This is a genomic window from Campylobacter sp. LR291e (genome assembly GCF_008633915.1).
Classification (GTDB): domain Bacteria; phylum Campylobacterota; class Campylobacteria; order Campylobacterales; family Campylobacteraceae; genus Campylobacter_D.
Genome location: NZ_VJNV01000025.1, coordinates 1 through 12030, shown reverse-complemented (window position 1 = coordinate 12030; position 12030 = coordinate 1). Strand labels below are relative to the sequence as shown.

The 12030-nt window shown below is 30.0% G+C and carries 15 protein-coding genes and 1 pseudogene; 8 read left to right on the top strand and 8 right to left on the bottom strand.

Annotation, left to right across the window (positions count from 1 at the left end):
• Nucleotides 1–102: 102 nt before the first annotated feature.
• Both FMM58_RS05375 and FMM58_RS05370 read right to left on the bottom strand, forming a co-directional pair.
• Nucleotides 103–402: a hypothetical protein gene (locus FMM58_RS05375; RefSeq protein ID WP_150141715.1), complete on the bottom strand. Its 300-nt coding sequence runs from the start codon at nt 400–402 to the stop codon at nt 103–105.
• A gap of 8 nt (nt 403–410) precedes the next feature.
• Complete coding sequence (locus FMM58_RS05370; protein WP_150180479.1) at nt 411–1007, bottom strand: MBL fold metallo-hydrolase; 597 nt, start codon at nt 1005–1007, stop codon at nt 411–413.
• Nucleotides 1008–1065: 58 nt separating this feature from the next.
• Here FMM58_RS05370 and FMM58_RS05365 point away from each other — a divergent pair, with 58 nt between their 5' ends.
• From FMM58_RS05365 to kdsB, 4 genes are read left to right on the top strand one after another with little or no spacing between them, the layout of a single operon-like run.
• Entirely contained in the window at nt 1066–1806 is a 741-nt protein-coding gene (locus FMM58_RS05365; protein ID WP_150141713.1) for an NAD+ synthase, read from the top strand.
• 2 nt (nt 1807–1808) lie between these two features.
• Entirely contained in the window at nt 1809–2723 is a 915-nt protein-coding gene (locus tag FMM58_RS05360; RefSeq protein WP_150141712.1) for a tetraacyldisaccharide 4'-kinase, read from the top strand.
• Nucleotides 2710–4122: a threonine synthase gene (thrC, locus tag FMM58_RS05355; RefSeq protein WP_150141711.1), complete on the top strand. Its 1413-nt coding sequence runs from the start codon at nt 2710–2712 to the stop codon at nt 4120–4122. The genes FMM58_RS05360 and thrC overlap by 14 nt, the downstream gene beginning before the upstream one ends.
• Nucleotides 4119–4838, top strand: coding sequence for a 3-deoxy-manno-octulosonate cytidylyltransferase (kdsB, locus tag FMM58_RS05350; RefSeq protein WP_150141710.1), 720 nt, complete (start codon nt 4119–4121; stop codon nt 4836–4838). Before thrC ends, kdsB begins: the two co-directional genes overlap by 4 nt.
• Here kdsB and FMM58_RS05345 read toward each other — a convergent pair.
• The 3 genes from FMM58_RS05345 to FMM58_RS05335 all read right to left on the bottom strand — a co-directional run bounded on the left by FMM58_RS05345 (nt 4825) and on the right by FMM58_RS05335 (nt 7894).
• Nucleotides 4825–5325, bottom strand: a complete 501-nt coding sequence (locus FMM58_RS05345) for a replication initiation protein (protein WP_150141709.1) — start codon at nt 5323–5325, stop codon at nt 4825–4827. The two genes, kdsB and FMM58_RS05345, sit on opposite strands and share 14 nt — an antisense overlap.
• Before the next feature lie 191 nt (nt 5326–5516).
• Nucleotides 5517–7040: an AAA family ATPase gene (locus FMM58_RS05340; RefSeq protein WP_150151733.1), complete on the bottom strand. Its 1524-nt coding sequence runs from the start codon at nt 7038–7040 to the stop codon at nt 5517–5519.
• Entirely contained in the window at nt 7040–7894 is an 855-nt protein-coding gene (locus FMM58_RS05335; protein ID WP_150141707.1) for an NAD(+) kinase, read from the bottom strand. Before FMM58_RS05335 ends, FMM58_RS05340 begins: the two co-directional genes overlap by 1 nt.
• Before the next feature lie 93 nt (nt 7895–7987).
• On the opposite strand from FMM58_RS05335, the gene aspS reads away from it, so the two are divergent.
• Genes aspS through ppa form a run of 4 tightly spaced genes read left to right on the top strand, consistent with a single transcriptional unit; the run spans nt 7988 to nt 11328 of the window.
• On the top strand, nt 7988–9733 hold the full coding sequence (gene aspS / locus FMM58_RS05330; protein ID WP_150141706.1) for an aspartate--tRNA ligase: 1746 nt from the start codon (nt 7988–7990) through the stop codon (nt 9731–9733).
• Nucleotides 9730–10305 carry an adenylate kinase gene (locus tag FMM58_RS05325; RefSeq protein WP_150141705.1) on the top strand — a complete coding sequence of 192 codons (576 nt, stop codon included), beginning with the start codon at nt 9730–9732 and terminating at the stop codon, nt 10303–10305. The genes aspS and FMM58_RS05325 overlap by 4 nt, the downstream gene beginning before the upstream one ends.
• A gap of 46 nt (nt 10306–10351) precedes the next feature.
• A complete protein-coding gene (locus tag FMM58_RS05320; protein WP_150180478.1) occupies nt 10352–10810 on the top strand; it encodes a DUF4410 domain-containing protein in 459 nt (152 codons plus the stop codon).
• Entirely contained in the window at nt 10807–11328 is a 522-nt protein-coding gene (ppa, locus tag FMM58_RS05315) for an inorganic diphosphatase (RefSeq protein WP_150141703.1), read from the top strand. Before FMM58_RS05320 ends, ppa begins: the two co-directional genes overlap by 4 nt.
• A gap of 61 nt (nt 11329–11389) precedes the next feature.
• Here ppa and FMM58_RS05310 read toward each other — a convergent pair whose 3' ends face one another.
• From FMM58_RS05310 to FMM58_RS08700, 3 genes and pseudogenes are all read right to left on the bottom strand, one after another.
• Nucleotides 11390–11623: a hypothetical protein gene (locus tag FMM58_RS05310; RefSeq protein ID WP_150151739.1), complete on the bottom strand. Its 234-nt coding sequence runs from the start codon at nt 11621–11623 to the stop codon at nt 11390–11392.
• Nucleotides 11598–11774, bottom strand: a complete 177-nt coding sequence (locus FMM58_RS08705; protein WP_190317951.1) for a hypothetical protein — start codon at nt 11772–11774, stop codon at nt 11598–11600. Before FMM58_RS08705 ends, FMM58_RS05310 begins: the two co-directional genes overlap by 26 nt.
• A 13-nt stretch (nt 11775–11787) precedes the next feature.
• Nucleotides 11788–12030: pseudogene (locus FMM58_RS08700) on the bottom strand (hypothetical protein); the annotation flags it as partial.

Genomic DNA, 12030 nt, shown 5'->3' with positions numbered 1-12030 from the left:
TCAACTAAGGGAGATATGCTAGTTAAGCTATTTACTGGAAATAGTACAAGATTTGAAAATGTTTTAGGCGTTTATTTATATAATGAAGAAATAAGGCAATATCTAGCTAAGCTTTAATTTCCAGCCTATAAAAACGCAAATAAAAGATAGTAAAAAGATTAAATTTATATAGGGGTTTATGAATTTAGCTAAGCTTATATAAGTTGTACTATACAAAAAAGTAGCCGCCCCTATATATATGCAAATTTTGCTTAAACTGCCATCATCTGCCATTTTTCTACAAGGACAAATTCTATTATAAAAAGTAGGTTTTTCCTTTGGCTTTCTTGAGAAAAAAAAGCCAAGTAAGGAAAAGCAGATTATAAAGATTAAAAAATATAAGATTATTTCATTAATACTCATTTTTAAGCCTAAAAATAACTAAGCCAAGCATTCAAGTGCCTTTGTTCCGCCCTTAAACTTGTCTCATCGCCATGTCCTGGTAAAAGGCGAAAATCACCCTTATAAGTCATCACTCTTTCTAAGCTTTGTTTCATTAAAGTAGCATCTGAGTAAGGAAAATCCCACCTACCTATGCTTTTTAAAAATAAAAAATCCCCGCTAAACATTAAATTTTCTCCGACAAGTTCTATCATACAACAACCTGGCGTATGCCCTGGAAAATGGTGAAATTTAAATTTTAAATTATTTATCATAAATTCATTTTCATCACTTATTAAAAAATCAGCCTTACTCTTTTCAAAGCCTTGATTAAAGGGGTCATTTAGCATAAATTCATCATCTTTATGTATAAAAATATCTGCTTTAAAATGTTTTTTAACTATATTATTGTCCCAAACATGGTCAAAATGCCCGTGAGTGTTTAAAATAGCCTTGACATCTGAAGAATTTTTACTTATAAAATCAAAGGCATTTACCCCAGCATCAATTACTATATCGCCGTTTTCATTTTTTATAATATAACAATTTGTAGCATAAGCCCCACAAGGCATTTTTAAAATTTGCATTGCCTTTCCTTAAAGAAAAATCATTATAATTATATAATTTTTTTATTAAGGCTTGGATATGGACTATAAAAAAATAAACAAAAAACTAGTTTTTTTCATACAAAAAAGGGTAAAAAAAGCTGGTGCTAAGGGCGTTATTTTAGGACTTAGTGGAGGAATTGACTCAGCCCTTGTTTTAACACTTTGCAAAAGGGCGTTAAATGAAAATATACTAGCCTTGATTATGCCAACAAAAAGTTCAAATCAAGCAAATTTAAAAGATGCGATTAATCTTTGTGAAAGCTTAAAGGTAGATTATAAAATCATTGAAATTCAAGGAATTTTAGATTCTTTTATCAAAGAAAGTCAAGATTTAAATAAAATTCGCATAGGAAATTATGCTGCTAGGATTAGAATGTCCTTGCTTTATGATTATTCTGCTTTGAAAAATTATTTAGTTATAGGTACCTCAAATAAAAGCGAGTTAATGCTAGGGTATGGCACGATTTATGGGGATTTAGCTTGTGCTTTTAATCCTATAGGAAAACTTTTTAAGAGTGAAATTTATGATTTTGCTAGATTTTTAAAGTTGCCAAATGAATTTATAGAAAAAGCCCCAAGTGCTGATTTATGGGATGGACAAAGTGATGAAGATGATTTAGGCTTTTCTTATGCTAGCATTGATAAGGGCTTAAAAATCTTACTTAGCAAGAATAAAAAGGGCTTAAAAAATATAGATAAAAGGCTTTTAAATATGCTAAATTCAAGGATAAAAGCAAATGCTTTTAAGCTTAAAACTCCACTTATTGCAAAGATTTAATTATGACCTGGCTTGATAGCTATTTTTTTAACCCAAATTTTTTTCAAAAATTTATAGCCTTTTTGTGTCTTCCTTTAAGTGCGATTTATGCTATTATTGCTATTTTAAATACTAAATTTAGAAAAAAAATAAGTTTTTTTGTACCCATTATTAGCGTTGGGAATTTAAGCTTTGGAGGTAATGGCAAAACGCCACTTTGTAAAGCAATTGCAAGGGAATTTAAGGAAAGAAAAATTTTTGTAATTTTAAGAGGTTATAAAAGAAAAAGTAAGGGTTTGGTTGTGGTTAAATTTGAAAAAATACTTTGTAATGTTGAAAAAAGTGGCGACGAGGCCATGGAGTATGCCTTTGAAGAAAGTATTTTAGGTGTAATAGTAAGTGAAGATAGAATTAAAGGCATACAAAAGGCCATTGAAATGGGGGCAAATTTAATCTTGCTTGATGATGCCTTTTCTAAATTTCATATTAAAAAATTTGATATTTTGTTAGAAAGCGAAGTAAAGCCTTATTTTAACTTTGTATTGCCAAGTGGGGCTTATAGACTTCCTTTAAGTTTTGCTAAGAGGGCTGATTTTATCGCAAAAGAAGGTCAGGATTTTTATCGTTATTCAAGCACAAAGGAAAACACAAAGGCCATTTTAGTAACCGCCATTGCTAAGCCCTTTCGTTTGAACGAACATTTCAGTAAGGCTAGGGCTTGTTATTTTTTTGATGACCATTATAGCTTTAAAAAAGATGAGTTAGAAATATTACTTAAAAAGCACAATTGCGATACCCTAATGCTTACCTTTAAGGACTTTGTTAAGGTTAAGGATTTTGGATTTAAGTGTCAAATAATAGAATTAAGCATTATTTTAAGCGAGAATTTTAAGGAAAAATTACAAAATTATATAAGGAGTTTTAATGTTGCTAGTTGAAAGTAGAAATTCGCAAAATCAAGTAAGTTTTAAGGAAGCTTTAATTAACCCAAATGCTAAAAGCGGAGGCTTATACACGCCTTTAAGTTTGCCAAAATTTAAGGGTGAAGATTATGCAAATTTAAGTTATGCTGACTTTGCCTTTAAGTTAATACAAAGCTTTGATTTTGGGCATGATGAGTTATTTAAAAAGGCTTTAAAGGCTTATGAGTGTTTTGATGATAGTACTTGTCCTATAAATTTAAGTCAAATTGATGAAAAATGCTTTATAAATGAGCTTTATCATGGGCCAACTCGTGCCTTTAAGGATATGGCCTTGGTGCCCTTTGGCATTCTTTTAAATGAATTTAGTAAGGATAAAAAGATATTAATAATCTGTGCTACAAGTGGAGATACAGGACCTGCTACTTTGAAAAGCTTTGAAAATTCAAAAAATATTAAGGTAGTTTGTATGTATCCAAATGATGCTACAAGCAAGGTTCAAGCATTGCAAATGAGGGCTTTGGATAAGGTAAATTTAAAGGTTTATGCTATCAATGGTGATTTTGATGACGCACAAAGAATTTTAAAAAATTTTCTTGCAAAGGATGATTTTAAGTCTTATTTAACTGATTTAGGTTATGAACTTTGTGCGGCAAATTCTATAAATTTTGGTCGTATATTATTTCAAATAATTTATCATTATTATGCTGCTTTAAAGGTTAATGAAAAAACTGGCGAAAATGTTGAAATTATAATACCTAGTGGAAATTTTGGAAACGCCCTTGGGGCGTATTATGCTAAAAAAATGGGTGCACCAATTTCTCTTATAAAAATTGCTTCAAATGCGAATAATATCCTAAGTGAGCTTTTCAATAAGGGCGTTTATGATTTAAGGGGAAAAAGCTTGAAAAAGACCATTTCACCGGCTATGGATATATTAATTTCTTCAAATATAGAAAGACTTTTGTTTGATAAATTTGGTGATAAACGAACTAATGAATTAATGCTTAGCTTAAAAAATGAAAGGCATTTTAGCTTAACTAATGATGAATTAAAAAATTTGCAAAATGAATTTAAGGCTGATTTTAGCACTGATTTAGAATGTATGGAAGTGATAAATTCAAATTTTTCTTTAATCGACCCTCATACTGCTACTTGTTTTAAGCTTTTGAATAAAAATGAGGCAAGTATCATTACTTCTACTGCTGAATGGACTAAATTTACCCCAAGTATGATAAAGGCTTTATTTGATAGAGAAAGCGTGGACGAGAGAGCTGATTTAATGGAACTTGCAAAGAAATTTAATGTCAAGGTTAAGGATGAAATTTTAAAACTTTTTGAATTGGAAAATCAAAAATACGAAGTTTATGAGATTGAAAATTTAGAAAATGAAATAAAAAGGTGGATTAAGCAATGATTATTATACCTGCTAGATTGAAATCAACTCGCTTTAATGAAAAAATTTTATGTAAAATAGGGCAATACCCTATGTTTATAGCCACTGCAAAAAAAGCCTTAAGGGTTGATGATGTTTGTATAGGCGTGGATGATGAAAAGATTTTAAATATAGCTAAGGATTATGGTTTTAAGGCAGTTTTGACAAGAAAGGACCATGAAAGTGGTACAGATAGAATTAATGAGGTTTGTCAAAAATTAGGCTTAAATGAAAATGAAATTATCATAAATGTACAAGCTGATGAACCCTTTATAGAAGAAGAAAATTTAAGAAAATTTAAGGAATTTGCCCATTCTTGCTTAAATAAGGATGCCTTTATGGCAAGTTGCTTTAAAAAAATCGATAAAGATGCTGCACAAGATAGCAATTTAGTAAAGGTAGTATGCGATAAATTTGGCTTTGGACTTTATTTTTCAAGGGCAAAAATTCCCTTTGAAAGAGATAATTATAGCGAAAGTTTTAAGGGGCATTTAGGAATTTATGCATATAGTGTTAAGGCTTTGAAAGAATTTTGTGCTTTTCCTATGTCTTTGCTTGAAAAGGCTGAAAAATTAGAACAATTAAGGGCTATTGAAAATGGTAAAAAGATAAAAATGCTTGAAATTTCAACTACAAGCATAGGCATTGATACTAAGCAAGATTATGAAAGGGCATTAAAAGAATTTAATTATGAGTAGGCGTCCATAAGAATTTAATGCCTACAATTTTTCTTACAATAATGACCTTTTCAAAGCTTAAATTTCTAAAAATTATGTTTTGATTAAATATATGTCTAGGGCTTGAAAGCTCGTCAATGGCTAGTTTTAAAACAAATTTGCTAAGTTCTTTTTTAGTGTAATTTTGTGGCACGGCAAAAATTTCTTTAAAATCTTGCCATTTTATCTTAAAGCTATTGCAAACCCCACTATCTTTACAATTTTTTAAAATCATATAAAGTATTTTAGCGTATGTATCTTTAAGGCTTAAAAATTCCCTTAACTGCTTACTTGTAAAGATTGTCTTTAAATCCTTAATTAAAATTGACAAATTTTCATTTGCTTTAATTTCTATGTTTTTAAGTTTATTAGATATTACAAAACTATCAAAAAGATTGAAGGTTTTTAAGGTATAGCCCTTTTGTGTTTTTATGATTTTTTTTAAAACTATCCTTTGAAAATTTAACATTTATACTTGCTAGTAAATCATTCAATTTAGATAAATTTTGATCAATAATCTTTAATAATTCAACCTCTGTGATAGTTACGCTACTGCTTTTTTTATCTTATTAAAAATCAAAAATAATAATTTTTATTCGTTTAAATTTAGAGGTCCTAATCTTAACTTAGTTATGTCGTTGTTAAATTTCATCTTACACCTTACTCATTTAATAAAGTTTTTGCAAAGCTTAGGGCCTCTTCGCTTACTAACTCACCACTTACCATTCTAGCAAGTTCGTTCGCCCTTTCATCCTTGTTTAATTTTCTAACAAAGCTTTCATTATTAATCTTTTCTACTAAAAAGTGATTTTGTGCCCTTGAAGAAAGTTGAGGTAAGTGAGAAATAGCAAAAATTTGATAAAACTTAGCTAGTTCATTTAATACATTTGCTACGCTCATTGCCTCTTTTCCACTTAAATTTGCATCAATTTCATCTAAAAATATAATCCCACTTCCATAGCTTGTAATCTTACATTCAGTAGCTATAAAGGCAAGTCTAAGCCTATTTAACTCGCCAGAACTTAAATTTTTAAGCATGGTTTTATCGATATTTAAGCTTATATTATCCTTGCCAAGACTGCTAAGTTCTTCATCAAAAAGGCATAATTCTACATTTTTCATATAAAGATTTTTAAGATAATCATTTAATAAGCCTTGTAAAATAGGCAAATTTGCCTTTCTTTTGTCGCTTAGAATTTTTGCTTTTTTATTTACAATATCTTTTAATTTTTCAAGCTTTTTTTGCAATTCATCCTTTTCAAAGCTTAAATTTTCATAATGAAGTAATTCTTTTTTCTTTTCATCTAAAACTAAAAGGGCGTTTTCAATGCTTTCATAACGTCTTATAAGGTAAGATAAATCTTCGATTCTATCAAGTATAGATTCTATATTTATCATCTCAAATTCTTCAAAATTTTGATTTTGGGCAATTATTCTTAATTCATTTAAACAATCACTAAAAAAGGTATTATCAATCTCGCATAAATTTAATGCGTCAATTACAGCCCTTTCATAATCAAAAATATGCCCAGCCCTTGCCCAAGCTTCTTCTATCTTATCCTTTTTTGAAAGCCTTTTTTTAAGGCTTAGAAGTTCTTCATATTCTCCTATTTTTGGATTTATACTTGAAATTCTTTCTATTTGAGATTGGGCTAGTTCTTTTAATTCTAAAATTTGCCTTTCTTCATTTTCTATTTTTTTAAGCTCATCTTTAATCTTACTAAGTTCTTTAAAATCACTTATAAATTCCTCTTTAAAGTCCTTAAAAATAGGCTCTTTTTGCATTTGCAAACAATCAAGCAAAAAAAGAAATTTTTCCTTTGAAAATTCGTTATTTTCCTTAGAACTTAGATATTTTACAAAATTCTTACTAAGGCTTACTAGGCTTTTTTTTGCTATGTTTTGATTGTTTATAAAATATTTTGTGCTTTTTTCCTTAAGCATTTTAAAGGTATTTTCACCCTCGCCATATATCCCATAATCTTGCAAATTTAACTCATCATTTAATTGAAGTTCTACAAATTTAGCATCATTTTCACAAAGCCCAAAGGCAGATAAAATTCCCTTAAAAAGTATAGATTTACCAGCCCCACTTAGCCCACTAAATACCACAAGTCCATTATCAAATTTTAAATCTACCTTTTTAAAGCTTAAATTTTCTCTCATAAAAATATGCGTTATCATTAATGTCCCCAGTGTAATTTTTCTTTTAAAATTTGAAAATAATCTCTACTTTTTGGATGTATTAAAGAAACACTTTTTTCGCTTAATCCTACTTTTATTTTACTAAAATCATCAGCCTTAAAATTTTCATGCCCATCAATGTTAATTAAACAATTTTTAGCCCTAACCTCTAAATCAAAACCCTTTGGCAAAACAATAGGTCTTTGCGTTAAAGAATGAGAACAAATAGGAGTTAGTATAAAAACTTGTGCTAGGGTATAAACAATAGGACCATTTGCACTAAGATTATATGCAGTTGAACCTGCTGGTGTTGCCACAATTAACCCATCACCATTGTATTCATTAAAAATTTTATTATTTCTATAAAGTTCAAAATGTGCCATAGATACATTTTGTTCTCTAAAAAAGAAGACATCATTAAAGGCATATTTTAGAATTTTTTCTTTTTCATTTTCTAGGCTAATATCAAGCATAAATGGCTTTTCTATCCTAAATTTACCCATAAAAAACTCATCAAAAAATTCCCTTGCCTTTTCTACTTTAAAATCCGTTAAAAAGCCTAATTTTCCAGCATTTATACCTAAAATCGCCTTATTAAATTCAAAGGCCTTTTTTGATAAGGATATTAAGGTACCATCACCTCCAAGAGATATAACAAAATCACTTTGTTTAAATAATTCATCTATCTCAAAGCTAGGTAAATTCAAAGAAGAAGAATTTTTTAAAAGCAGGAGTTGTACTTTTTTTTCCTTTAAAATTTCATTTAAATACAAAATTTCTTTATCTAAATTCGTACCTATTCTACTTACAAGACCGATTTTTTGTATATTTTTGTAATCTAATTCATTTTGCATTTAAAAATTATATCAAAACTTAGCAAAGCAAAAGAATAAAAATACTATAATCTCAAAATTATTTTAAAAATTTTACACAATTAAGGAAAAACATTGCGTACACATTATAATACACAATTAGATATTAACGATGTTGGCAAGGAGGTTAAACTTTGTGGGTGGGTAAATAGTTATAGAGACCATGGAGGCGTGATTTTTATCGATTTGCGTGATAGAAGTGGGCTTATACAATTAGTTTGTGACCCAAAGGATAGCATTAAGGCACACGAAGCAGCCTCGCTAGTTAGAAGTGAATTTGTTCTTATTGTAAGTGGTAAAATTAGACCAAGGGGTGAGGGCTTAGTAAATTCTAAGCTTAAAACAGGCGAGATTGAAGTTGTGGTTGATGAGTTAATTATTGAAAATGAAAGTGCTTTACCACCCTTTGCAATAGGCGATGAAAATGTAAATGAAGAACTTCGTTTAAAATATCGTTTTTTAGACCTTAGAAATCCAAAATTATACGACAATTTTTTTCTACGCTCTAAAGTTTGCATAGCAGCTAGAAATTCCTTAGCAAATATGGGCTTTTTAGAGATTGAAACGCCTATTTTAACTAAGGCTACGCCAGAAGGTGCAAGGGATTATTTAGTGCCTTCTAGAGTTCACCAAGGCGAATTTTTTGCCCTACCACAAAGTCCGCAGCTTTTCAAACAGCTTTTAATGTGTGCAGGGTTTGATAAGTATTTTCAAATCGCAAAATGTTTCAGAGACGAGGATTTAAGGGCTGATAGGCAGCCTGAATTTACTCAAATTGATGTTGAAATGAGTTTTTGCGAACAAAAAGACATTATAAAGGTAGCAGAAACTTTTTTAAAGGATATTTTTATTGCTTGTGGAAAGGAAATTCAAACCCCTTTTAAACAAATGCTTTATAAGGATGCTATGGAAAATTATGGTAGCGATAAGCCTGATTTAAGATTTGATTTAAAATTTATTGATGTGTGCGATATATTTGCCCGTTCTAATAATGAAATTTTTTCTAAAATTGCTAGTGATAGTAAGAAAAATAGAATCAAAGCTTTAAGGGTTCCAAAGGGCGATACTATATTTTCAAAAAGACAAATGCAAAAATTTGAAGAATTTGTGCGTAAATTTGGAGCACAAGGCTTAGCCTTTATACAGGTTAAAGAAGATGGCTTAAAGGGGCCTTTGTGTAAATTTTTTAGTGAAAATGATTTAAACGAACTTGTTAAAAGATGTGAGTTAGAGATTGGCGATGTCGTATTTTTTGGGGCTGGTGCTAAAAAAGTTGTGCTTGATTATATGGGTAGATTTAGAAATTTTCTAGCACAAGAATTAAAATTAATAAACGAAAAAGAATTAAATTTCATTTGGATTGTGGATTTTCCTATGTTTGAAGAAAATGATGATGGTAGCTTTTCAGCCATGCATCACCCTTTTACCATGCCAAAAAATTTAGATGCTAATATAGAAGATATAGAATCAATTGCCTATGATATTGTTTTAAATGGTGTTGAACTTGGTGGAGGAAGTATAAGAATTCATAAAAATGAAATTCAACAAAGGGTTTTTAAACTTTTAAATATAGATGAAAATGAACAAAAAAATAAATTCGGCTTTTTACTTGATGCTTTAAGCTTTGGGGCACCTCCACACGGGGGCATTGCTATAGGGCTTGATAGATTGATAATGCTTATTTCTAATGCTAGTAGCATTCGAGAGGTAATTGCCTTTCCAAAAACTCAAAAGGCACAATGTTTAATGACAGGGGCACCAAGCGTTGCTAATAATGAAGCATTAAGGGAATTAGGAATTAAAATAAGGGAGAACAAATGAAAGAATTATTCTTAATCATAGGTGCACCAGGTAGTGGAAAAACTACCGATGCTAGTTTAATCGCAAAAAATGATGCAAATGTTACACACTATTCAACGGGCGATTTATTAAGGGCTGAAGTTGCTAATGGTAGCGAGTTGGGTCAAAAAATAGATAGTTTCATTTCAAAGGGCGATTTAGTACCCTTAGAAGTGGTTGTAAATACTATTGTCACAGCCCTTAAAAACGCACCTACAAAGGTAGTTATTATAGATGGCTATCCAAGAAGCGTGGAACAAATGCTTGAATTTGATAAGGTCTTAGGCGAACAAAACGAGATTGAATTAAAGGGTGTTATAGAAGTACGTGTAAGTGAAGAAGTAGCTAAGGATAGGGTTTTAGGCAGAAATAGAGGGGCTGATGATAATGAAGAGGTCTTTTATAATAGAATGAGAGTTTATACACAGCCTTTAAATGAAATTTTGGAATTTTACCAAAAGAAAAAACTTCATTTTATTATAGATGGGGAAAGGGCTATTGAGCCTATTGTTAATGATATGAAAATTTTAATTGAAAAAATTCAAAAAATTTAAAAACTTTTAAAAAAGGAGTGTTAATGAAAAAAAGTTTTATTTTAGCTTGTATGCTAATGGGGGGGGTGGATTTTTAGTTAGTGGTTGTACGCCTTATACGATTTACAATGTAAATTATGAAGAAAGTTATAAGGAATTTGAGTATGCTAGCGCTACTTGTGGAACCAGCGAAGAAGAACAAAATCTTCAAGAAGCAATCAATAAGACGTTGCAAGAAGAAAAAATTTATGGAGATGATTTAGTTGTCCAATGTAAAATTTTACATTATGATGAGGGCAATCGTTTTCTTAGATATACGGTAGGTTTTGGAGCTGGCGAGGCTAGTGTTAGTGCAAGTATAGAATTATTTAATCAACAAGATGAAAGTAGGGGCAGTTTTGACATAAATGCGTCTTTAAAAGCTGGTGCCTTTGGTGGCGATGCTAGTGGGCTTTTTACTGACATTGCAGAAGGTGTAGTTGAGAAAATAAAAAACGAATATATTACAAAGGAGAAAAAAAGATGAATTTGAGTAAGATTAGCATTGGCGATATCCCAAATAAAATCAATGCTATAATCGAAATTCCTTATGGTTCAAACGTTAAATACGAACTAGATAAAGAAAGTGGGGCTATAGTTGTAGATAGGGTAGTACCAAGTGCAGTTTTTTACCCTGCAAACTATGGTTTTATAGCAAATACCCTAGCAGATGATGGCGATCCTGTGGATATTTTAGTTTTAAATGAATACCCTGTACAAGCAGGGGCTGTTATACCTTGTAAACTAATAGGCGTTTTGATAATGGAGGATGAAAGTGGTATGGATGAAAAGCTTTTAGCAGTACCAGGTGATAAAATCGATGCTAGATTTAAAGAGATAAACGCCCTTTCTGATTTACCAAAGGCTACTCTTGATAGGATTAAAAATTTCTTTGAAACCTATAAAATTTTAGAACCTAACAAATGGGTTAAGGTACAAGATTTTAAAGACAAAGAAGTAGCTGTTGAAATTTTGCAAAAGGCTATTAAAAACTACAAAAACTAGTCAAATTTGACTAGTTTTAAATTTTTATATATATTTTTTTGCTTGGTTTCTTTTAATTTTTCTAATTGTTTTTTATTAGTTTATTTAATTCTTCAAACAATAAATTAAAGGGGTCTTTATAGTTTTTCATATCTTCTTTTATTCTTTCTTGTGTATCAGGGTCGCCAAAAAGATAAACAATCTCATTAGATTTTATTGAACGCATAGCATTTAATTTCGATAAACTCATGCTTTTATCAAAGTCTTGAAATGTACCCCAAGAAGTAGTTTCACTCTCTTGTGTAAATATTTGCATTTACAATGGTAACCAAAATCCCACCCTTGCTTATAGTTCCATCACTATTTGTATATTTTTGACCATTAGGATTAAAAAATACTCCAATATTTACATTTTCCTTTCCACCATTGTTATTGTTAAGTATATCTATTGCAGTTTTTCCTTTCATTTTATCACCATTGCTAACAAAAAAATAAGTTATTGATTAAAGTATTTGTATTATTTTTAAAATTAAAATGCAATTCTTCATTAAGATAATCAGTGCTTGTATTATAAATTTTTCCTACTTGCATACTTTGGCGATTAAACTCATATCCTTGTGGAAAATTTGCAATATAATAAATGCTAAAACTATCTTTTGAATTTAATATATTATAACCTACTACTTGTGAAAGAATTTTATAAGCATTAGCTATGGTTTTTGC

Coding starts and splice junctions, on each gene's coding strand:
- FMM58_RS05375 (WP_150141715.1), bottom strand. CDS start 402: ATGAGTATTAATGAAATAATCTTATATTTTTTAATCTTTATAATCTGC.
- FMM58_RS05370 (WP_150180479.1), bottom strand. CDS start 1,007: ATGCAAATTTTAAAAATGCCTTGTGGGGCTTATGCTACAAATTGTTAT.
- FMM58_RS05365 (WP_150141713.1), top strand. CDS start 1,066: ATGGACTATAAAAAAATAAACAAAAAACTAGTTTTTTTCATACAAAAA.
- FMM58_RS05360 (WP_150141712.1), top strand. CDS start 1,809: ATGACCTGGCTTGATAGCTATTTTTTTAACCCAAATTTTTTTCAAAAA.
- thrC (WP_150141711.1), top strand. CDS start 2,710: ATGTTGCTAGTTGAAAGTAGAAATTCGCAAAATCAAGTAAGTTTTAAG.
- kdsB (WP_150141710.1), top strand. CDS start 4,119: ATGATTATTATACCTGCTAGATTGAAATCAACTCGCTTTAATGAAAAA.
- FMM58_RS05345 (WP_150141709.1), bottom strand. CDS start 5,325: ATGTTAAATTTTCAAAGGATAGTTTTAAAAAAAATCATAAAAACACAA.
- FMM58_RS05340 (WP_150151733.1), bottom strand. CDS start 7,040: ATGATAACGCATATTTTTATGAGAGAAAATTTAAGCTTTAAAAAGGTA.
- FMM58_RS05335 (WP_150141707.1), bottom strand. CDS start 7,894: ATGCAAAATGAATTAGATTACAAAAATATACAAAAAATCGGTCTTGTA.
- FMM58_RS05325 (WP_150141705.1), top strand. CDS start 9,730: ATGAAAGAATTATTCTTAATCATAGGTGCACCAGGTAGTGGAAAAACT.
- ppa (WP_150141703.1), top strand. CDS start 10,807: ATGAATTTGAGTAAGATTAGCATTGGCGATATCCCAAATAAAATCAAT.
- FMM58_RS05310 (WP_150151739.1), bottom strand. CDS start 11,623: ATGCAAATATTTACACAAGAGAGTGAAACTACTTCTTGGGGTACATTT.
- FMM58_RS08705 (WP_190317951.1), bottom strand. CDS start 11,774: ATGAAAGGAAAAACTGCAATAGATATACTTAACAATAACAATGGTGGA.